The organism is Rhodococcus sp. 077-4 (assembly GCF_047782425.1).
GTDB lineage: Bacteria > Actinomycetota > Actinomycetes > Mycobacteriales > Mycobacteriaceae > Rhodococcoides.
In genome coordinates, this window is sequence record NZ_JAJPWC010000002.1 from 413,446 (window position 1) to 432,852 (window position 19,407).

The window sequence follows — 19,407 nt, forward strand, 5'->3', positions numbered from 1 at the left end:
TGCAACGCGATCAAGCAGCGAAGCGTCCTCGGTCAGCGCGCCGCATATTTGCCGGGCGAGTCGACCCATTCGGCCCACAGGACTGCATGGGTGTCGGCCGCATCGCCCGTCCATGAGGACTCCATCAGATCCTCCGTGTCCCGCCGGATGAGGTCGATGTCGTCCCAGAGCGCATCGGCGAGTCCGGACATCCGGGCCGCGGCTCGGCGTATGGCTTGTGGTCGACACTCACCGCATCTCGCAAGCAGAGCCTGGCCGCATGCGGCCAACCATCGTCCTGACCTTTGAACCGGTAACGCGCATCCAATTCCCCCCGGAGCGATGGTCAATGTCGTCGGAAGGCTACTGCACGAAACCGACAAGCCAGCCGTCTCTGGTGCATCGGTCTCACGTCGATGAATCAGGCCTTCTACCACGGCCGATTTTGAGAATGCTTGCCGGTTCCCTACACTAGAGCGGTTGCCCGGGCTTCGTCGTGCCTGCACGCGAGTCCTTGCAATACAGAACGCAACCTCGAGTTCTCCGTACGTCGGCATCGAATGCGGAAGCTCGAAACACCTGGCAGTGCAGCGATGCATTGCTTGGAGCGCAACCCCTGACCGGCAACAGTCGGTCAGGACATGTTCACTTCGTTGTAGGCCCACGATGTGACGAGCCAGGCCCGCCGGGTTTTCGAGAATCCAGGGGCACCAGCTCGCGCGTGCTGCATGGGAACCGCTGCGAGAAAGGTGCACAGGTCACACCATGACGATGACCGATCCAATTGCAGACTTCTTGACTCGTCTGCGCAACGCCAATTCGGCGTACCACGACGAGGTGAAGCTTCCCCACTCGAAGCTCAAGGCGAACATCGCCGAGATCCTCAAGCGCGAGGGCTACATCTCCGATTACCGCACGGAAGACGCCGAGGTGGGCAAGACCCTCATCGTCGATCTGAAGTACGGCCCGAGCCGTGAGCGCAGCCTCGCCGGCGTGCGACGCGTCTCCAAGCCCGGTCTCCGGGTGTACGCAAAATCCACCAATCTGCCCAAGGTTCTCGGCGGCCTGGGCGTGGCGATCATCTCCACGTCCACCGGTCTGCTCACGGAGCGTCAGGCGGCCAAGCAGGGTGTGGGCGGAGAAGTCCTCGCCTACGTCTGGTAGGGGAGGCCACCACCATGTCACGTATTGGAAAATTGCCGGTACCGGTCCCCGCTGGAGTCGATATCACCATCGACGGCCAGAACGTTGCGGTCAAGGGCCCCAAGGGTGCCCTGAGCCTGACGGTCGCCGAGCCCATTCAGATCGCACGCGCCGACGACGGCACCATCGCCGTCACCCGGCCTGATGACGAGCGCAAGAGCCGTGCACTGCACGGACTTTCGCGCACACTCGTCGCGAACCTCATCACCGGTGTCACCAACGGTTACACCAACAAGATGGAGATTCACGGCGTCGGTTACCGCGTCGTACTCAAGGGCAAGGACCTCGAGTTCGCACTCGGTTACAGCCATCCCGTGCTGATCGAAGCACCCGAGGGCATCACGTTCACGGTCGAGTCGCCCACGCGATTCACCGTTGTCGGCATCGACAAGCAGAAGGTCGGTCAGATCTCTGCCAACATTCGTCGTCTGCGGCGTCCGGACCCGTACAAGGGCAAGGGCATCCGCTACGAGGGTGAAGTGATCCGCCGCAAGGTCGGAAAGACGGGTAAGTGATATGAGCCAGCAAACAGCAGACAAGGCGAACGTCGTCAAGCGCACTCCGCGTGGCACCGACGTCTCGACGAAGCGTCGCCTGTCGAAGGCACGTCGTCACTTCCGCCTTCGCAAGAAGATCTCCGGAACGCCCGAGCGTCCTCGCTTGGTCGTCAACCGGTCGTCGCGTCACATCCACGTGCAGTTGATCGACGACCTCGCCGGCCACACGCTGGCCAGTGCGTCGAGCATCGAAGCCGATGTGCGTGCACTCGAGGGCGACAAGAAGGCCGTCAGCGCGAAGGTCGGCGAGCTCATCGCCAGCCGTGCGAAGGCAGCCGGCGTCGAGGCAGTCGTGTTCGACCGCGGCGGCAACAACTACAGCGGCCGCATCGCGGCACTCGCAGAAGCAGCCCGCGAAGGCGGGTTGACGTTCTGATGATGACAATGACTGACAACGGAAGGACAGCCTGATGCCGGGACGTCAACGGCGTGACGGCGGAAGCGGCCCCGCCGGACAGAACAGTGGCCCCAACGCAGGTGGCGACAACAACCAGCGCGGCGACAACCGCGGTGGTGGCGGTCGTGACCGTCGTGACAACGGCCGTGGCGGCAACGCTGCGGACAAGTCGAACTTCATCGAGAAGGTCGTCACGATCAACCGCGTCTCCAAGGTGGTCAAGGGTGGTCGACGCTTCAGCTTCACCGCCCTCGTCATCGTCGGTGACGGCAACGGACTGGTCGGCGTCGGCTACGGCAAGGCCAAGGAAGTTCCCGCGGCCATCCAGAAGGGTGTCGAGGAGGCTCGCAAGAGCTTCTTCCGCGTCCCGATGATTGCCGGCACCATCACGCACCCCATCCAGGGCGAAGCCGCTGCCGGCGTCGTCATGTTGCGTCCGGCCAGCGCCGGTACCGGCGTCATCGCCGGTGGCGCTGTTCGCGCCGTGTTGGAGTGCGCCGGTGTCCACGACGTGCTGTCGAAGTCGCTCGGAAGCGACAACGCCATCAACGTCGTGCACGCGACCGTCGCAGCCCTCAAGGGTCTGCAGCGTCCCGAGGAAGTTGCGGCTCGCCGCGGCCTGACCCTCGAAGAGGTTGCACCCGCCGGAATGCTGCGCGCACGCGCACAGGCAGGAGCGGTGAAGTAATGGCTCAGCTGAAGGTCACCCAGATCAAGAGCACAATCGGCCAGAAGGCGAACCAGCGTGACAGCCTGCGTACTCTCGGGCTCAAGGGCATCCGCCAGACGGTCGTCCGCGAGGACAACCCGCAGAACCGCGGACTGGTCAACACGGTGCGCCACCTCGTAACTGTTGAGGAGGTCTAACCATGACCATCAAACTGCACCACCTGCGCCCCGCAGCCGGATCCAAGTCGACGAAGATTCGCGTCGGCCGTGGTGAAGGTGGCAAGCGTGGCAAGACCGCAGGTCGCGGTACCAAGGGAACCGGCGCACGCAAGAACGTGCCGGCACGCTTCGAGGGTGGCCAGATGCCCCTCCACATGCGGCTCCCGAAGCTCAAGGGCTTCACCAACCGCAACCGTGTCGTGTTCCAGGTCGTGAACCTGCGCGACATCGAGCGTCTGTTCCCCGAGGGCGGTCAGATCGGTATCCCCGAGCTCATCGCCAAGGGTGCCGTTCGCAAGAACGAGCTCGTCAAGGTTCTCGGCGACGGAAACCTGACCGTGAAGGTCGAGATCTCGGCCAACAAGTTCACGGGCTCTGCCAAGGAAAAGATCGCCGCTGCCGGCGGTTCTGCTACCGAGGTATGAGCATTGCTTCGGTGTACTGACTAGCAGCGCGCCGAACAGCAGTTCGTGACGATGGCCGCAGCCACAGCTCTCGCAGCTGAGCTGCGGCCATCGTCGACTCGACAGGACGTGGAGTGCTCGACCGAACGGACAGGGTCCAACACTGACCGTCGGGCGGTTCGTAACGCACTGTTAGAGTTCTGGAGTTCACAGAAGTTCGTTTCGATACGGACGATCGATGTCGTCCGTAGTCCATGCTCGTGAGGCTCACGGGAGCAGCAGTTGCGCTCCTGCGAAAGCACTCGCAGCGTCAACGCAGTCGTGCCAGGAGGATCTTTGCTTTCCGCCTTCGTGTCGGCCCTCAGGACTCCTGACCTGAGACGGAAGATCCTCTTCACGCTCGGTCTGGTGGCCCTGTATCGCTTCGGTGCCACATTGCCGTCGCCGGGTGTCGACTACGCCAATGTCCGAGCATGCATCGACCAGGTCTCCGGTGGAGACTCGGCGGGCATCTACTCGTTGATCAACCTGTTCTCCGGTGGAGCGCTCCTTCAGCTCTCGGTGTTCGCGATCGGCATCATGCCGTACATCACCGCCAGCATCATCGTTCAGCTGCTCACCGTCGTCATCCCGAAGTTCGAGGAACTCCGCAAGGAGGGACAGTCGGGACAGGCCAAGATGACGCAGTACACGCGCTATCTGTCGATCGCGTTGGCCATCCTGCAGGCGACCGGTCTGGTGGCCCTCGCCTCGCGCGGACAGCTGCTGCAGGGATGCCAACAGGACATCATCGCCGACCAGAGCATCTTCGGCCTCGTCATCATCGTGTTGGTCATGACCGCAGGTGCGGCTGTCGTCATGTGGTTCGGCGAGGTCATCACCGAGCGCGGTGTCGGCAACGGCATGTCGCTGCTCATCTTCGCCGGCATCGCGTCGCGCATTCCGTCCGAGGGCAACTCGATTCTCGAGAGCCGCGGTGGGCTGGTGTTCGGATTCGTCTGCTTCGCGGCGTTCCTGATCATCACCGGCGTCGTCTTCGTCGAGCAGGGCCAGCGCCGAATTCCCGTTCAGTACGCCAAGCGCATGGTGGGACGAAAGATGTACGGCGGCTCGTCCACGTACCTGCCACTGAAGGTGAACCAGGCCGGCGTCATCCCGGTGATCTTCGCGTCCTCGCTGCTGTACCTGCCCAACCTGATCGCTCAGCTCACCTCGGCGAGCACTGCGGTCGATCCGAGTTGGTGGCAGCGCATCATCAACGAGTACCTGGTGAACCCCGCCAACCCGGTGTACATCGCGATCTTCTTCGGCCTCATCGTCTTCTTCACGTACTTCTACGTGGCGATCACGTTCAACCCCGAAGAGCGCGCCGACGAGATGAAGAAATTCGGCGGGTTCATCCCCGGCATCCGTCCCGGTCGGCCGACCGCCGACTACCTGAACTACGTCCTCAGTCGCATCACGTTGCCGGGCGCGGTCTACCTGGGCACCATCGCCGTGCTGCCCAACCTGTTCCTCGACATCGGTAGCTCGGGCGGAGGCCAGAACCTCCCGTTCGGTGGCACCGCCGTGCTGATCATGGTGAGCGTCGGACTGGACACCGTGAAGCAGATCGAAAGCCAGCTGATGCAGCGTAACTACGAAGGGTTCCTCAAGTGAGACTTGTTCTGCTCGGTCCCCCCGGTGCCGGCAAAGGCACCCAGGCCGTCCTCCTGTCGGAGAAGCTCGGCGTGCCCCACATCTCGACGGGCGACCTGTTTCGCGCGAACATCGGGGAGAAGACGGCGCTCGGCCTCGAGGCGAAGAAGTACCTCGACGCGGGCGACCTGGTCCCCAGTGAGCTGACCATCGACATGGTCCGCAGCCGCCTCTCCGAGCCCGACGCTGTGAACGGCTTTCTGCTCGACGGCTTCCCGCGTTCGGTCGGCCAAGCCGAGGCCCTGGTCGGCATCTTGTCGGATCTGAACGCGACGCTCGACGCCGTGCTTTCGTTCGTCGTCGACGAGGACGTCGTCGTCGAGCGCATGCTCTCGCGCGGACGCGAGGACGACAAGGAAGACGTCATTCGCAACCGGCTCAAGGTGTACCGGGACGAGACGGCGCCGCTGCTCGACTACTACGCGGGCCAGCTGGTCACGGTCGACGCGATCGGTGAGGTGGACGAGGTCAACGCTCGCACGCTGAAGTCCATCGAGGAACACGGTAAATAATGGCGTTCGGCCGTAAGCGCAAGGTCGTACCGTTCCGCAGTGCAGGCGAACTCGACGCCATGGCTGCGGCCGGTGCGGTTGTCGGCGCGGCGCTGGTGGCTGTTCGGGAAGCGGCGGTTCCGGGAACGTCGACGCTCGAGCTCGACAGAGTTGCCGAGGCGGTCATCCGTGATGCCGGCGCGGTGCCTTCGTTCCTCGGGTATCACGGCTTCACCGGCAGCATCTGCTCGTCGGTGAACGACCGGGTGGTGCACGGCATTCCATCGGCGGACGAGATCCTGGCCGCAGGCGACCTGGTGTCGATCGACTGTGGGGCCGTGCTGGACGGTTGGCACGGAGATTCGGCCTGGACGTTCGGTGTCGGCGACATCATCGAAGCCGATGCGATGCTGAGCGAGGCGACGAGACTGTCGATGGAAGCCGGCATCGCCGCGATGCTTCCGGGCAATCGACTCACCGACGTCTCTCATGCCATCGAAACCGGAACGCACGCGGCCGAGCAGGCTCACGGCCGCAAGTACGGAATCGTCGACGGGTACGGCGGCCACGGAATCGGTCGCGAGATGCACATGGACCCGTTCCTTGCGAACGAGGGTGCACCCGGCAAGGGCCCGGAGTTGGTGGTCGGATCCACCCTCGCCATCGAGCCGATGCTCACGCTCGGCACATACGAAACCGACATTCTCGACGACGGGTGGACCGTCGTCACCACCGACGGCTCGCGATCTGCGCATTGGGAGCACACAGTCGCCGTCACCGAGGACGGTCCGCGAATCCTGACGCTGCGGCCTCGGTAGCTACCAGACCAGCGAGCGGTAGCGTCGTCCGCCACGGATGAGACCGAGGCGACTGGCCACCAGCCGGAGCCACAATCGAGTGGGCATCCGAGTCAGGGCGGTCGGAAGCAACGGATTGCGAACCGCGAGAGCCAGCAGTGCAACCGCGATGCCTCGAGCTCGAAACGGTGGGCAGCCCACATCGCGGTAGAGACCGCGCACGTGAGCCGATCCGTACCCCAGCGCGGCTGCCTGTCGCCAGTTCTCCCGGTGGCCCGTGCGCAGCCGGTACGAGACCAGCGGCTCGGCGATGAAGTGCATGTGATAGCCCGATTGCTGTGCGCGCCAGGAGAATTCCATGTCCTCGCTCGCGCGAACGTACTCGAGCATGCCGCCGAGGTCTCGGTAGGTCGAGGTGCGGCAGGCCATGCTTGCGCCGATGACGAACGGCAGGAATGCGGACTTGCCCTGATCCGAAGGTGGCGCGAACGGGGTCGATGCCCGGGTGGCGTCGGAGTTCAGAGTCTCCGTCTCCAGGCCGGTACCTACCAGGTCGTATTCGTCCAGAGCTGCAACGATGCGTCGGAGCCAGCTCGGGTGCACTGCGTCGTCGGCGTCGCAGAAGGCGAGCACTGCACTGGTGGCGACGTCTGCGCCTCGGTTGCGGGCGAAGGATGCTCCGGGGGTTCCCCCGGAGTCGACGTACCTCAGAGCCAGTTCGTTACGCAGGCAATGGCTTTCGATGTGCTCACGAAGGCCGTCGGTCGACCCGTTGTCGCTCACGATCACCGTGAACGGATGTTCGTAGTCCTGTCGGGCGAGGGCTCGTAGCTGGTCGTCGAGAACTGTCTTGGAGTTGTGAACAGGGATGATCACGGATACCGCCGGATGATCGGCTGGCATGTCTGAGGTCACGTGGGATGCCTTGCGTCGACGTCGCGGAGATAGCGGTGGCCGCCCGGCGAGTGCCGGTCGAGACGGCCGCCGTTGTGCGGCTGGGAGTCCGCCGGCCAAGACGCTAGCCGAGGCAATCGAACTGGGGCAACTGTTGACCCGATGCATACCTACGGGACGCATTTGGCCAGACGTGCATTTCCCGGTAACATAGAGCGACGGTGCGCCCTGCGTACCGGAAGTTTGCATGCCTGATGGGCTGCGAAGCGTTCCGGCGACACTCCGCCCCGTTCATGCGGGTTGGTCAGTGGGCATCACGGTAACGGAAACAGATGCAATCAACCAGGTGTGAGAGCCAGGATCGCGGAGGATATGGCCAAGAAAGACGGTGCTATCGAGGTAGAGGGCCGAGTTGTCGAACCGCTGCCCAATGCGATGTTTCGCATTGAGCTCGAAAACGGCCACAAGGTACTCGCTCACATCAGCGGAAAGATGCGTCAGCACTACATCCGCATCCTTCCCGAGGATCGCGTCGTTGTGGAGCTCTCGCCCTACGACCTCACGCGTGGACGCATCGTTTACCGCTACAAGTAAGAGCTTCCCCGGCCACGTCCGGTCGGGGAGAACCATGCTCGGGGCCACTGCATGCAGCGGGGCCGAGCTACACACAGGAGATCAACGACGTGAAGGTTCAGCCGAGCGTCAAGAAGATCTGCGAAAAGTGCAAGGTGATTCGTCGTAACGGGCGCGTCATGGTGATCTGCGACAACCTGCGTCACAAGCAGCGTCAGGGATAACCACCGAGCACTACGCACGTCGGCTTGGCAACAGCTAGAAGATGACCTCCCAGCACCAACCGCGACACACGCGTCGCGGCATACCCCCGGCACGGAGGCCGGGGCCCCACTGAGTTTGTTGAAAGACGCTTCACACCCCAGCGGTGAGAAGGACACAGGGGACGGACTGGGAGCAGACCTCCGGACAAGAAAAGGAAATGCCACATGGCACGTCTCGCAGGTGTGGATCTGCCGCGCGAAAAGCGCATGGAGATCGCACTGACTTACATCTACGGCGTCGGCCGTACCCGCTCCAAGGAAATCCTCGCAGCCACCGGCGTCAGCGCCGACCTGCGAAGCAAGGATCTCGGCGACGACGATCTGCGCAAGCTCAGCGATTACATCAACGAGTCCCTCAAGGTCGAGGGCGACCTGCGCCGCGAGGTTCAGGCCGACATCCGACGCAAGATCGAAATCGGCTGCTACCAGGGTCTTCGCCACCGTCGTGGTCTGCCCGTCCGTGGACAGCGCACCAAGACCAATGCGCGTACCCGTAAGGGACCCAAGCGCACCATTGCCGGCAAGAAGAAGGCGAAGTAATGCCCCCCAAAGCACGCGGTACCGGTCCGAAGAAGGCGCAGAAGACGCGTCGCAGGGACAAGAAGAACGTTCCGCACGGATCTGCGCACATCAAGAGCACGTTCAACAACACGATCGTGTCGATCACCGACCCCGCCGGAAACGTCATCTCTTGGGCGTCCTCGGGACACGTGGGCTTCAAGGGCTCACGCAAGTCGACTCCGTTCGCCGCACAGCTCGCAGCCGAGAACGCTGCTCGCAAGGCTCAGGAGCACGGCGTCAAGAAGGTCGATGTCTTCGTCAAGGGTCCCGGCTCAGGCCGCGAGACCGCGATCCGCTCGCTTCAGGCCGCTGGCCTCGAGGTCGGCACCATCTCCGACGTCACCCCTCAGCCGCACAACGGCTGCCGTCCGCCCAAGCGGCGTCGGGTCTAGTGGGAAAGGGAAAGGTTACTAAGTAATGGCACGTTATACCGGTCCTATGACCCGCAAGTCCCGTCGTCTGCGCGTCGACCTCATCGGAGGCGACCAGGCGTTCGAGCGTCGTCCCTACCCGCCCGGCCAGCATGGCCGCGCGCGGATCAAGGAGAGCGAGTACCTGCTTCAGCTGCAGGAGAAGCAGAAGGCTCGCTTCACCTACGGCGTCATGGAGAAGCAGTTCCGCCTGTACTACAAGGAGGCCAACAGGGCTGCCGGCAAGACCGGTGAGAACCTGCTGACCATCCTCGAGACTCGTCTCGACAACGTCGTCTACCGTGCCGGACTGGCACGCACGCGTCGTCAGGCACGCCAGCTGGTCACCCACGGCCACTTCCTCGTGAACAACAAGCGAGTGGACATCCCCAGCTACCGCGTCTCGCAGTACGACATCATCGATGTCCGCGAGAAGTCCGCGCAGACTCTGCCGATCCAGATCGCCCGTGAGAGCTACGGCGATCGTCCGGTCGCCCCGTGGCTGCAGGTCGTTCCCAACCGTCTTCGCATCCTGGTTCACCGGGTGCCGGAGCGCGCACAGATCGACGTGCCGCTCCAGGAGCAGCTCATCGTCGAGTACTACTCGAAGTAAGGCGCAGCACGCATGTGAGTCTCCTCGCGAGACTCACATGCGTCTTCGCCTCCACACGTGGGCGTCAAATAGCGGACGCCCGTACAGGAGGAACACACAATGCTCATTTCACAGCGCCCGACGCTGACCGAAGAGGTCATCGCCGACAACCGCTCGAAATTCGTCATCGAGCCGCTCGAGCCCGGCTTCGGTTACACACTCGGCAACTCGCTCCGCCGCACCCTGCTGTCGTCGATCCCCGGCGCTGCTGTCACCAGCATCCGTATCGACGGCGTCCTCCACGAATTCACCACCGTCCCCGGAGTCAAGGAAGATGTCACCGACATCATCCTGAACCTCAAGGGCCTCGTGGTGAGCTCCGAAGAAGACGAACCGGTCACCATGTACGTCCGCAAGCAGGGCCCCGGCGCTGTCACTGCAGGCGACATCGTGCCCCCGGCCGGCGTGACGGTGAACAACCCTGATCTGCACATCGCGACCCTGAACGACAAGGGCAAGCTGGAGATCGAGCTCGTCGTCGAGCGCGGTCGCGGCTACGTCCCCGCCGTTCAGAACAAGGCATCGGGTGCCGAGATCGGCCGTATTCCGGTCGACTCGATCTACTCTCCCGTGCTCAAGGTCACCTACAAGGTGGAGGCCACCCGCGTCGAACAGCGCACCGACTTCGATCGGCTCGTTCTCGACGTGGAGACCAAGAATTCCATCACCGCGCGGGACGCGCTCGCTTCGGCGGGCAAGACCCTGGTTGAGCTCTTCGGCCTCGCCCGTGAGCTGAACGTCGAAGCAGAAGGCATCGAGATCGGACCCTCGCCCGCCGAGGCCGATCACATCGCTTCCTTCGGACTCCCCATCGAGGATCTGGATCTCACCGTCCGTTCCTACAACTGCCTCAAGCGCGAGGGTGTTCACACCGTCGGCGAGTTGGTTGGTCGTACCGAGTCCGATCTGCTCGACATCCGTAACTTCGGGCAGAAGTCCATCGACGAGGTGAAGGTCAAGCTGCATTCGCTCGGTCTTTCCCTCAAGGACAGCCCCGCGTCGTTCGATCCGAGCACCGTGCCTGGCTACGACGCCACCACGGGCACGTGGAGTGACACCGACGCCGGCTCCTTCAGCGATACCGAAGGTGCCGAGCAGGACTACGCCGAGACAGAACAGCTGTAATCAGCTCGCTGGAGCTCTTACTAGGAGATTCATCATGCCCAAGCCCACCAAGGGCCGCCGTCTCGGCGGGTCGGCGTCGCACCAGAAGGCCATCCTGGCCAACCTGGCGACGTCACTCTTCGAGCACGGCCGCATCACCACCACCGAGTCGAAGGCCAAGCGCCTTCGTCCCCACGCCGAGAAGCTCGTCACCCATGCCAAAAAGGGTGATCTGGCGCATCGTCGTGAGGTTCTCAAGACGATCAACAACAAAGATGTCGTGCACAAGCTGTTCGCCGAGATCGGGCCTTTCTTCGCCGATCGCGACGGTGGCTACACGCGCATCATCAAGACCGTCCCCCGCAAGGGTGACAACTCGCCGATGGCCATCATCGAGCTCGTCAACGAGCAGACGGTGTCCAACGAAGCCGATCGCGCACGCCGCGTGAAGGCATCGAAGACTGCTCCCGCCGCAACCGAGGCTCCGGCCGCGGACGCAACCGAGGAGAACGTCGTCGAGGCTGTCGAAGCCGACGCGACCGACGCCGAGGTGGCCAACGCCGACGCAGTCATCGACGGCATCGAGGACAACGACGCACACGCGTCGGACGCCCCCGAGGCCGAGGAAGCAAAAAAGGACTAGTCCTTTTGAGCTCCGAGCACGATCGAAGCGGGCCCGCCATTCCCTCAGGGGAAGGCGGGCCCGCTTTTTCGGTACCCACCAGATTTCGGCTCGACATCTCCTACGACGGGACCAACTTCTCCGGATGGGCGCGGCAACCGGGTATCCGCACCGTCTGCGGAGTGCTCGAAGAAGCCTTCTCCACGGTGCTGCGGCAACCGATAGAGCTGACCGTGGCGGGGCGAACCGACGCGGGAGTCCACGCAACGGGCCAGGTCGCGCACTTCGACGCTGTCGAGGTTCCGGGCGATCACGACCGATTGGTCCGGCGAATGGCCCGGTTCCTTCCCACCGATGTTCGAGTGCGGGCCATCAGTGTGGTCTCGCGTGATTTCGACGCCCGCTTCTCGGCGTATCGACGGCACTACGAGTACCGCTTCAGCACTGCCCTCTACGGAGTCGACCCCCTCGACGTCGCCGGCGTCGTCTCCTGGCCGAGGCCCATCGATCTCGATGCGGTACGCGAGGCGTCGGCGGCACTGATAGGGCTGCACGACTTCGCGGCGTTCTGCAAGAGACGTGACGGTGCCACCACCGTGCGGGAACTGCAGCGATTCGACTGGGAGCGCGACGGCGATCGCCTCACCGCGTACGTCAGCGCCGACGCGTTCTGCTGGTCGATGGTGCGGAGCCTCGTCGGAGCCATGCAGGCCGTGGGTGAGGGCCGCCGGACCCCGGAATGGGCGCGGTCACTGTTGACTCGCCGCGAACGGTCGAGCGAGGTGACGGTGGCTCCGGCGCACGGGTTGGCCCTGGTTCGAGTCGACTATCCACCGGCCGACGAGCTTGCCGCCCGGAACGTCGCCACCAGAGAGGTACGGTCTGCGATCACCGGCGACGGCTGCTGTGGGGGAGAGGGCTGACGAACGTGCACCGGGTCTACTGTCGGAACGATGCAACCGATACAGCTCGCGGTCGTCGTCGGTAGTGTCCGCGCCGGTCGAGTGGGACCGACCGTGGCGGCCTGGGTCCGCAGCGTTGCCGCCGAACGCACCACGTTCGACGTTGTCGATGTCGACTTGGCCGATTTCGCGTTGCCCAACTCCCTGACCCCGAACGACGACGCCGAGCGCTTCACTCGAACGATCGGAGCAGCCGACGCCTTTGTGTTCGTCACACCCGAGTACAACCACGGAGTACCCGGCTCGCTGAAAACCGCACTCGACACGGTCAAGTACGAATGGCGGGCCAAACCGGCGGGATTCGTCTCGTACGGCGGTCTCGGCGGGGGAATCCGAGCCACCGAACAACTGCGGCAGATCACCGCGGAACTGCACATGGTGTCCGTTCGAGACGCCGTCGCGCTCCATCGGGTACGCAAGCGATTCGACGAGTCGGGCGGGATCGACGACGCAGCTGCCGTCGACGCTCTCGGACGTATGCTCGACCAGCTCGAATGGTGGGCCGACGCGGTTGCCGGCGCTCGTGGGCGCTGCGACTATCCGGGCTGAGACTCCCGTCAGGCTCGAACGGCAGGCCGCAGGGTACGGGGCCGACCGATGAACGCGGTTTCCTGCGGAATCGTCACCAGCGTCAACTCGATCGCGAGTGGACCGGACCGCAGTCGAACCCGGTCACCCGACGCGTTGGGTTGAACAATCGTCAGATCCGGCTCGAGCGGGGGCAGGCCCCGCCCCTGCTCGGCGCGGCCGCTCCGCGGCACGTGCTCGCTCAACGACATCACGGTGACGCCCGAAAGTCTTTGCTGCGCAGGCGGTGCCGAGCCGTCGGCGAAGTCGATCAGAATGACGTCGTACGAAGAGCGAGATCGGGACACAGCGGTCTCGACCGACAGTCGATCGGGAGCGCCGATGGCGTCGAGCAGCGCGCGCCACGCGTGTGGGCGATCGGTCCGAACCAGAACTCTGGCCCCGGTAGCGATGGCGCGAAAGAGTATTTGCTGAGCGAGGTAGAGCTCCCCAGCGATCCGAACTCGAGCCAGGCCGGGTCCGAACAGTCGTACCGCAACACCGTTTCCGCGAGCGTCGGATCCCAGCAGCTGGCCGCAGCCACTCACCGGGAGCAGCAGCTCGTTCAGGGTGGAAATATCGACAATTCGGTTGGGGGACAACGCGTTCAGGTTGGGTACCGCCAATGGCAGTTGCGCGAACACGCCGTCTCGTTGACTTCCGCTCATCGAGGTCAACGCGCGCACAGGGGGCTTGGTGACCGGCGTTCGGGCGGCGAATCTGCACGAGCCACGGACGCGAACTTTTTGGGGGTCGCGGGTCGGTTGCAGCTGAAAAGACATCGTCGTACCGAGTGACGGCGTCGCCCACAGGGTCGCAATGCTATCGGCAGTGACTGCGCTGCAATCGATTCCGAAGCCGGTGCTCGACACACCCGGCAGGGGCGCCGTCGACCATGTCTGAGTCAGGTCGTCGGTACTCACCCCTCGGCACAGGTGCGACACGGTCTCCCGGAGCTCGGCATTGGTCAACAGTCGCGAGGCCAGGCCATGAGCCTGCAGAGCGCGCAGAACACGGGTCGTCGCGACGACGGCGGCGTGAGTTGCCCCTGTTCTGCCCCCGCCTCTGACCTCGATCGCCCGAGCATTCGCTCGTAGGTCGAGCGTGACCGCCACCCACACTGTTCGTGTCGCGACTGCGGGGAGCGGACCGATGAGTTCCTCGTACACCTCGGTGGCGACCGAACCGGCCGAGCTGCGAAATCCGAGCGCGACCACGTCGATCGAACAGACGTCGATATCGTGTTGCCTCAGGCACAGCGCCAGCGCATCGACGGGCAACGCGTACTGCGTCTGGGCACTTCCTCTACCGAGGACCGTGGTGGCGTGCCCCGGCGGGGAGATCTCGATGGTGCAGGTGACGGTGTCGCGCTGCCAGTGGACGCCTACCTGGTTGCCGGCTGTGTCGGTGTGCTCGGTGGTTGCGCCGACCTCGGGAGTGCGATCGGCGAGGAATCGCCAGAGTGCTCGGATCCAGTCGACAACCGGTCTACGCCGGATGGCCACGAACGGAACGAGCGCAATTGCCGCCGCCGCGAGGAGTGCCCACATCGGCCGTACCTGGGCCGCGAGCAATGCAAGACTCGTCGCCACCGCCGCTGTCTCGGCCGCGACCACCCGTCGAATCGTGGGCGCGACGAAAGGTACGGCCGGTCGCCCACGCCCTGTTCGACCCGTACGCGTCATCGAACCCTCCCCCCGAAGGTTGCATGTCCCCATCGATCGCCGCCGACACGGTCGCCGATGTGTGCGCACGAACTGTACTGTGTCGCGTGACCCGAACGGGGATCGGGTCACGCGCAATCCTGGGGAGGAACCGTGGCGTCGACGCCGACAACGAAATGGCAGGTTGGCGGGTACCGCTTTCTGGTCCGCAGAATGGAACACGCGCTGATTCGGCGCGATGTTCGGATGCTGCACGATCCGATGAAGTCGCAGTCGCGGGCCCTACTGGTGGGCGTCGTCATCGCCTGCATCGGTTTGGCGGGATGCGCTGCCCTGGCACTGTTTCGGCCACAAGACAAGATCGGCGACGCGTCGATCGTGGTCGGCAAGGATTCTGCAGCGATGTTCGTCAAGGTGGACGACGTGTTTCATCCGGTGCTCAATCTCGCATCGGCGCGGTTGATAGTGGGCAAGCCGGACGATCCGTTGACGGTCAAGGAGTCCGAACTTGCCTCGCGGCCTCGCGGCGCGCTGGTGGGAATTCCCGGTGCGCCGTCGGCTCTGCCACACGACGGAGACGGAAGCGCCGAAACGTGGACCGTCTGCGATACCGTCGATCCGATCGCAGGAGTGACCTCGACGACGGTTGTGGTGGGCGAGCCCCGTTACGGGGACAGCGCGGCGGCGATCGCCGACTCCGAGGCGTTCCTGTGGACATCGAACGGTACTGCGTACCTCGTGCACGACGGCACCAAATCGCCGGTCGACCTGAACAACAGGGCAGTCGTCCGCGCACTCGGGCTGGAGGACGCCACACCGTCCCCGGTGAGTGCCGGTCTGCTCAACTCCGTGCCGCAATCTCCACCCGTCGCAGCGCCGTTCATTCCGCGCGCAGGTGAGGCTCCGGCGTTCCCGTTCGAGGGCCGGACCATCGGTTCGGTCGTCAAGGTCGCCGGTCGCGACGTCCAGTACTACGTAGTCCTGGAGGACGGCATCCAGGCGATCAACGAAACCGCTGCACTGCTCATCAAGTTCACCAATTCGCAGGGCAGTCCGGATATCGCGGCCGTCAACCCGGACGTGCTCGCGCAAGCTCCCAAAACATCGTCGGGACTGGAGGTTTCGACGTTCCCGGCTACAACGCCGTCGATCGTCGATGCCGATGATCGACCGGTCGGTTGCTTGACGTGGGAGCCACTCGAGGTTGCCGATGGCGGACCGTCGGCTCGACTGGTCGAGTCGGCCGGTCGTGGCCTGCCGCTCGAGACCGGTGCACAACCGGTTGCGCTTGCGCAGGCCGATGGCGGAGGCGACGCCGTCGATCAGGTCTACCTGGCACCCGGTAGCGGAGGATTCGTGCGCAGTACCGGTATCTCGACGTCCAGTACGCGTCAGGGCAGCGTCTTCTTCGTGGCCGACACCGGAGTGCGCTACGGCGTCGAGGGATCCGAAGCGGCGTCGGCGCTCGGGTTCGGTCCTCCGGCACCCGCGCCCTGGCAGATCCTCCAATTGCTCGGCAGTGGACCCACTCTCGGGCGCGGCCAGGCCCTGACGATGCACGACGGCGTTGCTCCGGACCCGCAGGCCGCCGCCCTTCCGGTGAAGTAGCGCTTCGCTCAGTCGGGCCTACCGCGTCGGCGCAGAGGGATCGACAGCGCGAGCCCGAGTGCCAGGATCACCGCTACCAGAACCGAACCGGTGACCGCTGCGGTCCGCGGGCGATGATCCGGCGTGGGCGGCGGCACCGGTGCACTCATCGCAACACTGTCGGCAGGGACAGTCAGGGGAGCAGGCGTCACGACATCGGTAACTGCGGCGAGCGGATCGACGATGCCGTGACCGACGACCGGGTTCCATCCTTCGGCCGGCGCATGCGCTGTTCGTTCGATGCGGTCCACCACCTCCAGCGCCGACAGTTCGGGCCGGTGGGCACGCACCAGCGCCGCGACCGCAGCAACCAGCGGTGCCGCGAAACTCGTTCCGGTCATGGGGATCACACCATCGTTGCCCCGAGTGCCGTTGGTCAGTCCGTTCCCGGTCGGCGACAGCGAGGTCATATTCGAGCCCGGTGCGGCGACGTCGACCCACGGACCGGCGAGACTGAACGAGGACGGGGTGCCATCCGACTCGACCGAGCCGACGGTCAACACATCGTCGAACCAGGCCGGAGTTGCGATGGTCGCGAAGGACGCCCACGGATCGGAATCGGGTCGGAGTGGGTCGGTCATCGGATTCTGTGCCTTGCAGGCTGCGCTGCCGAGATTGCCCGCTGCGGCAACGACGACGACATTCCGTTCGCGGACTGCGTACTGCACGGCCGCACCGAGTGGACCGTCTGCCACGCCGCCTCCCGCAGGAACGCAGGCCACCTCGGAAATGTTGATCACCGAAGCGCCCGAGTCCACCGCAGTCCGAATGGCCATGGCCATCGTCCGCACGTTGCCGTATCCCGCGGCATTCTCCGGCTCGGCGGACTTTTCTTCCTCCGGCCTGTTGTCGACGATCTGGAACACATTGCTGGACTGACGGATCGACAGTATGCGTGCATCCGGAGCGCCCCCGGCGAATCCGCTGTCCGGTACCGCCTGTGCGGCGATCAGGCCGGCAACCATCGTTCCGTGCGCATCGCAGTCGACCAACCCGTCACCGGCGCTCACGTAATCGCCGCCGGGAATCAGACCCGGTAGGCGCGGATGAGCGGTGACTCCGGTGTCGACGACGGCAACCAGCTGACCGGCCCCGCGGGTGATGGGCCAGACCGAGGCGAAATCGAGCGCCTTCTGAGCTGTCGGCACGTCCTGGGCGTCCGTCGTCGCGGACGGAAGAGCGCAGGCATTCTTCTGCTCGGTGGGCTCGAGAGGGCCGGGCGGGCCCGGTGGGGGTAGCTGCACCGGGTCGATGACGGGACGTTCGGCATGCGCGGGGGATACGCCGACGACGGCGTCCACGGACAGAGCGAGAGCAGTGAGCGTCGCAACGACGATGGTTCGCTGCCTGCGCGGCGTCACAGCCCGCGGACGACGCTGTACAGACCGCACACCCATACTGCGATCGGGATGACCAGGGCGATGGTGGCATATTCGAGCAGTTCGGCCGACCGGCGCATCACCGGCGAGTACGTGCGTGTGGGGACGAACGCGCCGAATGTCGACGCCGTCGTCGCACCTGCCAGTGCCACGCCGAACAACGGAAGGGCGAATTCGGGGAGTGCTACTACGGCACCGACCAGAAGCGAGAGCAGAATTGTCGTTCCCCCTGCGACGAGCGGAACCGCATGCGCCACAACTGCATACGTACGCCCGCGCAGCAGCAACACGAGCGCACACAGTGCTGCGAGTGCAACCGCGGGCCACCGAACGCCGCCTGCGGAATCGGCTCCCGCCGCAATCAGCACTCCCACAACCACGGTGACGGTGAACGCCAGCAACAGACCGGTCAGGTAGCTTCGCGCTCCGGCCGCGGCGACCTGCAGGTCCGCGAACGAGATCGCATCGAGTTGGGCCTCTTCGACCGTGTCCAACGGTGCTCCTGCGGTGGGAACCGGCGGAAGCGGCAACTTCGCCAGCATCATCGACACGCGAGCAGACAGTGCGATCCCCGCAAGGCCGACGAGAGCAGCTGCGGTGCCGATCGCCGGTGGAGACATCGCCGTGAACAGGGCACACACCACGGCGGCGAACGTCAGCAGTGCCAGCACGATCGCAGCGGTGAACAATGCGAAACCGGTCCCGCCGATACGAAGGGACAGCAGAGCCGACGCGCCTGCCATGGCCGAACCCAACATCAGCTGCGCCGCACCGAACTGCCCTGGTACGAACAAGGTTCCGCCCGTGAACATCAGCGCGACCGCACACCCACCGAACAGCACAGCGACCGCGTGCTGGTGGTACACCCGCCCCAGAATCACCCCCGCGATCGCAAAGAGGATGGACGCGGTGACGGCAGCGAGTCCATCGACGAGATTGCCTACATTTTCGGCTCCGGACCGGATCGGCCCACGCAACACGATCGCGCACGCCAGCAACACCAGCGAACCGGTGACGACCGAACCCACCGTGCGCGCAGTATCGGCAGTCCAGTGCGGAACGTCGTCACTGCCCGCTCGCGCAACCGAATCCATCAGGTCGTCGAACAGGGGAACCGGCGCGGGTCGCTCGGCAACTCCCAGCACCAGCAACTCGCCGTCGCGCACGGACAGCTCGGCCAGTGTCGCCGTCGGTGCCAGCGGCGGAAACCCGATCCGCGCGAGCGTCCACGCCACGGGCAACCCCTCCGACGCGCGATCCCTCTCGCCCGCCCCTCCGCCTGAAGAACCAGCCTCCGCGGGCTCCACTCCCGCCCGTCTTGGTCGTTCCGCGGGCTCCACTCCCGCCGCAATCATGTCGACGATCCCCGGAACGAGAAGCGAGACCGGAACGTCCACAGGAAGCGCCATGTCCACCTGCGTGGACCTGGCCAACACCGTCACGCGGCAGACTTCCTGGGCAAAAACGGAGTGCGTGCCCGGCGCACGACGACTCGCGTCCGCGGCAACATTCGACCCTGTCGGATCGGCAGGTGCCGAGCGAGACGGCGCAATGCCCGCCGATGGACGGCTGTCGGCGCGTGTCATGAAGATCCCCCCGGATGCGTGCGGTTCGCGTACCGATGCCCGCCCCAGTGGGCATCGGTGTCCAAACCTTACGACATCGCGGCGACAAGCAGACGGCCGTCACGCTTCA

24 protein-coding genes are annotated in these 19,407 nt (G+C 64.7%); 19 read left to right on the top strand and 5 right to left on the bottom strand.

All coding sequences use genetic code 11. The features are described from left to right. Positions 1–32 precede the first annotated feature (32 nt). Positions 33–191 (bottom strand): hypothetical protein, encoded by a 159-nt coding sequence (locus ACNEOT_RS11145; RefSeq protein WP_415974048.1) that lies wholly within the window; start codon positions 189–191, stop codon positions 33–35. 553 nt (positions 192–744) lie between these two features. Here ACNEOT_RS11145 and rpsH point away from each other — a divergent pair. The 9 genes from rpsH (at position 745) to map (ending at position 6,435) form a co-directional block, all read left to right on the top strand. Then, positions 745–1,143, top strand: a complete 399-nt coding sequence (rpsH, locus tag ACNEOT_RS11150; RefSeq protein ID WP_008718266.1) for a 30S ribosomal protein S8 — start codon at positions 745–747, stop codon at positions 1,141–1,143. A 14-nt stretch (positions 1,144–1,157) separates the two neighbouring features. After that, a complete protein-coding gene (rplF, locus tag ACNEOT_RS11155) occupies positions 1,158–1,697 on the top strand; it encodes a 50S ribosomal protein L6 (RefSeq protein ID WP_032397535.1) in 540 nt (179 codons plus the stop codon). A 1-nt stretch (position 1,698) separates the two neighbouring features. Further along, positions 1,699–2,115 (top strand): 50S ribosomal protein L18, encoded by a 417-nt coding sequence (gene rplR, locus ACNEOT_RS11160; protein WP_317801097.1) that lies wholly within the window; start codon positions 1,699–1,701, stop codon positions 2,113–2,115. Between the two features lie 34 nt (positions 2,116–2,149). Further along, positions 2,150–2,824: a 30S ribosomal protein S5 gene (rpsE, locus tag ACNEOT_RS11165; RefSeq protein ID WP_032365630.1), complete on the top strand. Its 675-nt coding sequence runs from the start codon at positions 2,150–2,152 to the stop codon at positions 2,822–2,824. Next, complete coding sequence (gene rpmD / locus ACNEOT_RS11170; RefSeq protein WP_008718256.1) at positions 2,824–3,003, top strand: 50S ribosomal protein L30; 180 nt, start codon at positions 2,824–2,826, stop codon at positions 3,001–3,003. Before rpsE ends, rpmD begins: the two co-directional genes overlap by 1 nt. 2 nt (positions 3,004–3,005) lie before the next feature. Beyond that, on the top strand, positions 3,006–3,449 hold the full coding sequence (gene rplO, locus ACNEOT_RS11175; RefSeq protein ID WP_008718253.1) for a 50S ribosomal protein L15: 444 nt from the start codon (positions 3,006–3,008) through the stop codon (positions 3,447–3,449). Between the two features lie 315 nt (positions 3,450–3,764). Then, positions 3,765–5,087 (top strand): preprotein translocase subunit SecY, encoded by a 1,323-nt coding sequence (secY, locus tag ACNEOT_RS11180; RefSeq protein WP_314142371.1) that lies wholly within the window; start codon positions 3,765–3,767, stop codon positions 5,085–5,087. Next, positions 5,084–5,638, top strand: a complete 555-nt coding sequence (locus tag ACNEOT_RS11185; RefSeq protein WP_415974049.1) for an adenylate kinase — start codon at positions 5,084–5,086, stop codon at positions 5,636–5,638. Before secY ends, ACNEOT_RS11185 begins: the two co-directional genes overlap by 4 nt. Continuing rightward, on the top strand, positions 5,638–6,435 hold the full coding sequence (gene map, locus ACNEOT_RS11190; protein ID WP_415974050.1) for a type I methionyl aminopeptidase: 798 nt from the start codon (positions 5,638–5,640) through the stop codon (positions 6,433–6,435). Before ACNEOT_RS11185 ends, map begins: the two co-directional genes overlap by 1 nt. Here the strand turns inward: map and ACNEOT_RS11195 are convergent, their stop codons facing one another. Next, on the bottom strand, positions 6,436–7,329 hold the full coding sequence (locus tag ACNEOT_RS11195; protein WP_415974051.1) for a glycosyltransferase: 894 nt from the start codon (positions 7,327–7,329) through the stop codon (positions 6,436–6,438). 351 nt (positions 7,330–7,680) lie between these two features. On the opposite strand from ACNEOT_RS11195, the gene infA reads away from it, so the two are divergent. The 9 genes from infA to ACNEOT_RS11240 all read left to right on the top strand — a co-directional run bounded on the left by infA (position 7,681) and on the right by ACNEOT_RS11240 (position 13,004). Then, on the top strand, positions 7,681–7,902 hold the full coding sequence (infA, locus tag ACNEOT_RS11200) for a translation initiation factor IF-1 (RefSeq protein WP_005140011.1): 222 nt from the start codon (positions 7,681–7,683) through the stop codon (positions 7,900–7,902). 89 nt (positions 7,903–7,991) lie between these two features. After that, positions 7,992–8,105 carry a 50S ribosomal protein L36 gene (gene rpmJ, locus ACNEOT_RS11205; protein ID WP_025347279.1) on the top strand — a complete coding sequence of 38 codons (114 nt, stop codon included), beginning with the start codon at positions 7,992–7,994 and terminating at the stop codon, positions 8,103–8,105. Between the two features lie 204 nt (positions 8,106–8,309). Further along, complete coding sequence (gene rpsM / locus ACNEOT_RS11210) at positions 8,310–8,684, top strand: 30S ribosomal protein S13 (protein WP_057475660.1); 375 nt, start codon at positions 8,310–8,312, stop codon at positions 8,682–8,684. Then, positions 8,684–9,097, top strand: a complete 414-nt coding sequence (gene rpsK / locus ACNEOT_RS11215) for a 30S ribosomal protein S11 (RefSeq protein WP_027496331.1) — start codon at positions 8,684–8,686, stop codon at positions 9,095–9,097. The genes rpsM and rpsK overlap by 1 nt, the downstream gene beginning before the upstream one ends. Before the next feature lie 25 nt (positions 9,098–9,122). Continuing rightward, complete coding sequence (rpsD, locus tag ACNEOT_RS11220; RefSeq protein ID WP_283278638.1) at positions 9,123–9,728, top strand: 30S ribosomal protein S4; 606 nt, start codon at positions 9,123–9,125, stop codon at positions 9,726–9,728. Positions 9,729–9,827: 99 nt separating this feature from the next. Beyond that, positions 9,828–10,892 (top strand): DNA-directed RNA polymerase subunit alpha, encoded by a 1,065-nt coding sequence (locus ACNEOT_RS11225; protein ID WP_008718222.1) that lies wholly within the window; start codon positions 9,828–9,830, stop codon positions 10,890–10,892. A gap of 34 nt (positions 10,893–10,926) precedes the next feature. Then, positions 10,927–11,514 carry a 50S ribosomal protein L17 gene (rplQ, locus tag ACNEOT_RS11230; protein ID WP_415974052.1) on the top strand — a complete coding sequence of 196 codons (588 nt, stop codon included), beginning with the start codon at positions 10,927–10,929 and terminating at the stop codon, positions 11,512–11,514. 5 nt (positions 11,515–11,519) lie between these two features. Then, positions 11,520–12,416, top strand: coding sequence for a tRNA pseudouridine(38-40) synthase TruA (gene truA / locus ACNEOT_RS11235; RefSeq protein ID WP_415974053.1), 897 nt, complete (start codon positions 11,520–11,522; stop codon positions 12,414–12,416). A 30-nt stretch (positions 12,417–12,446) separates the two neighbouring features. Beyond that, a complete protein-coding gene (locus tag ACNEOT_RS11240; protein ID WP_415974054.1) occupies positions 12,447–13,004 on the top strand; it encodes an NADPH-dependent FMN reductase in 558 nt (185 codons plus the stop codon). Between the two features lie 8 nt (positions 13,005–13,012). On the opposite strand, the gene eccE is transcribed toward ACNEOT_RS11240, so the two are convergent. Continuing rightward, a complete protein-coding gene (gene eccE, locus ACNEOT_RS11245; protein ID WP_415974055.1) occupies positions 13,013–14,707 on the bottom strand; it encodes a type VII secretion protein EccE in 1,695 nt (564 codons plus the stop codon). Between the two features lie 132 nt (positions 14,708–14,839). Between eccE and eccB the strand changes: the two genes are divergently transcribed. After that, a complete protein-coding gene (eccB, locus tag ACNEOT_RS11250) occupies positions 14,840–16,294 on the top strand; it encodes a type VII secretion protein EccB (RefSeq protein ID WP_415974056.1) in 1,455 nt (484 codons plus the stop codon). 8 nt (positions 16,295–16,302) lie between these two features. On the opposite strand, the gene mycP is transcribed toward eccB, so the two are convergent. Both mycP and eccD read right to left on the bottom strand, forming a co-directional pair. Continuing rightward, positions 16,303–17,730: a type VII secretion-associated serine protease mycosin gene (mycP, locus tag ACNEOT_RS11255; RefSeq protein ID WP_415974057.1), complete on the bottom strand. Its 1,428-nt coding sequence runs from the start codon at positions 17,728–17,730 to the stop codon at positions 16,303–16,305. Then, complete coding sequence (gene eccD / locus ACNEOT_RS11260; protein WP_415974058.1) at positions 17,691–19,298, bottom strand: type VII secretion integral membrane protein EccD; 1,608 nt, start codon at positions 19,296–19,298, stop codon at positions 17,691–17,693. Before eccD ends, mycP begins: the two co-directional genes overlap by 40 nt. Positions 19,299–19,407: the final 109 nt, after the last annotated feature.

Coding starts and splice junctions, on each gene's coding strand:
- rplQ (WP_415974052.1), top strand. CDS start 10,927: ATGCCCAAGCCCACCAAGGGCCGCCGTCTCGGCGGGTCGGCGTCGCAC.
- map (WP_415974050.1), top strand. CDS start 5,638: ATGGCGTTCGGCCGTAAGCGCAAGGTCGTACCGTTCCGCAGTGCAGGC.
- eccE (WP_415974055.1), bottom strand. CDS start 14,707: ATGACGCGTACGGGTCGAACAGGGCGTGGGCGACCGGCCGTACCTTTC.
- mycP (WP_415974057.1), bottom strand. CDS start 17,730: ATGGGTGTGCGGTCTGTACAGCGTCGTCCGCGGGCTGTGACGCCGCGC.
- rplR (WP_317801097.1), top strand. CDS start 1,699: ATGAGCCAGCAAACAGCAGACAAGGCGAACGTCGTCAAGCGCACTCCG.
- rplO (WP_008718253.1), top strand. CDS start 3,006: ATGACCATCAAACTGCACCACCTGCGCCCCGCAGCCGGATCCAAGTCG.
- rpsH (WP_008718266.1), top strand. CDS start 745: ATGACGATGACCGATCCAATTGCAGACTTCTTGACTCGTCTGCGCAAC.
- rpsM (WP_057475660.1), top strand. CDS start 8,310: ATGGCACGTCTCGCAGGTGTGGATCTGCCGCGCGAAAAGCGCATGGAG.
- rpsE (WP_032365630.1), top strand. CDS start 2,150: ATGCCGGGACGTCAACGGCGTGACGGCGGAAGCGGCCCCGCCGGACAG.
- ACNEOT_RS11145 (WP_415974048.1), bottom strand. CDS start 191: ATGTCCGGACTCGCCGATGCGCTCTGGGACGACATCGACCTCATCCGG.
- ACNEOT_RS11225 (WP_008718222.1), top strand. CDS start 9,828: ATGCTCATTTCACAGCGCCCGACGCTGACCGAAGAGGTCATCGCCGAC.
- rpsK (WP_027496331.1), top strand. CDS start 8,684: ATGCCCCCCAAAGCACGCGGTACCGGTCCGAAGAAGGCGCAGAAGACG.
- rpsD (WP_283278638.1), top strand. CDS start 9,123: ATGGCACGTTATACCGGTCCTATGACCCGCAAGTCCCGTCGTCTGCGC.
- eccD (WP_415974058.1), bottom strand. CDS start 19,298: ATGACACGCGCCGACAGCCGTCCATCGGCGGGCATTGCGCCGTCTCGC.
- rpmD (WP_008718256.1), top strand. CDS start 2,824: ATGGCTCAGCTGAAGGTCACCCAGATCAAGAGCACAATCGGCCAGAAG.
- ACNEOT_RS11240 (WP_415974054.1), top strand. CDS start 12,447: ATGCAACCGATACAGCTCGCGGTCGTCGTCGGTAGTGTCCGCGCCGGT.
- rplF (WP_032397535.1), top strand. CDS start 1,158: ATGTCACGTATTGGAAAATTGCCGGTACCGGTCCCCGCTGGAGTCGAT.
- infA (WP_005140011.1), top strand. CDS start 7,681: ATGGCCAAGAAAGACGGTGCTATCGAGGTAGAGGGCCGAGTTGTCGAA.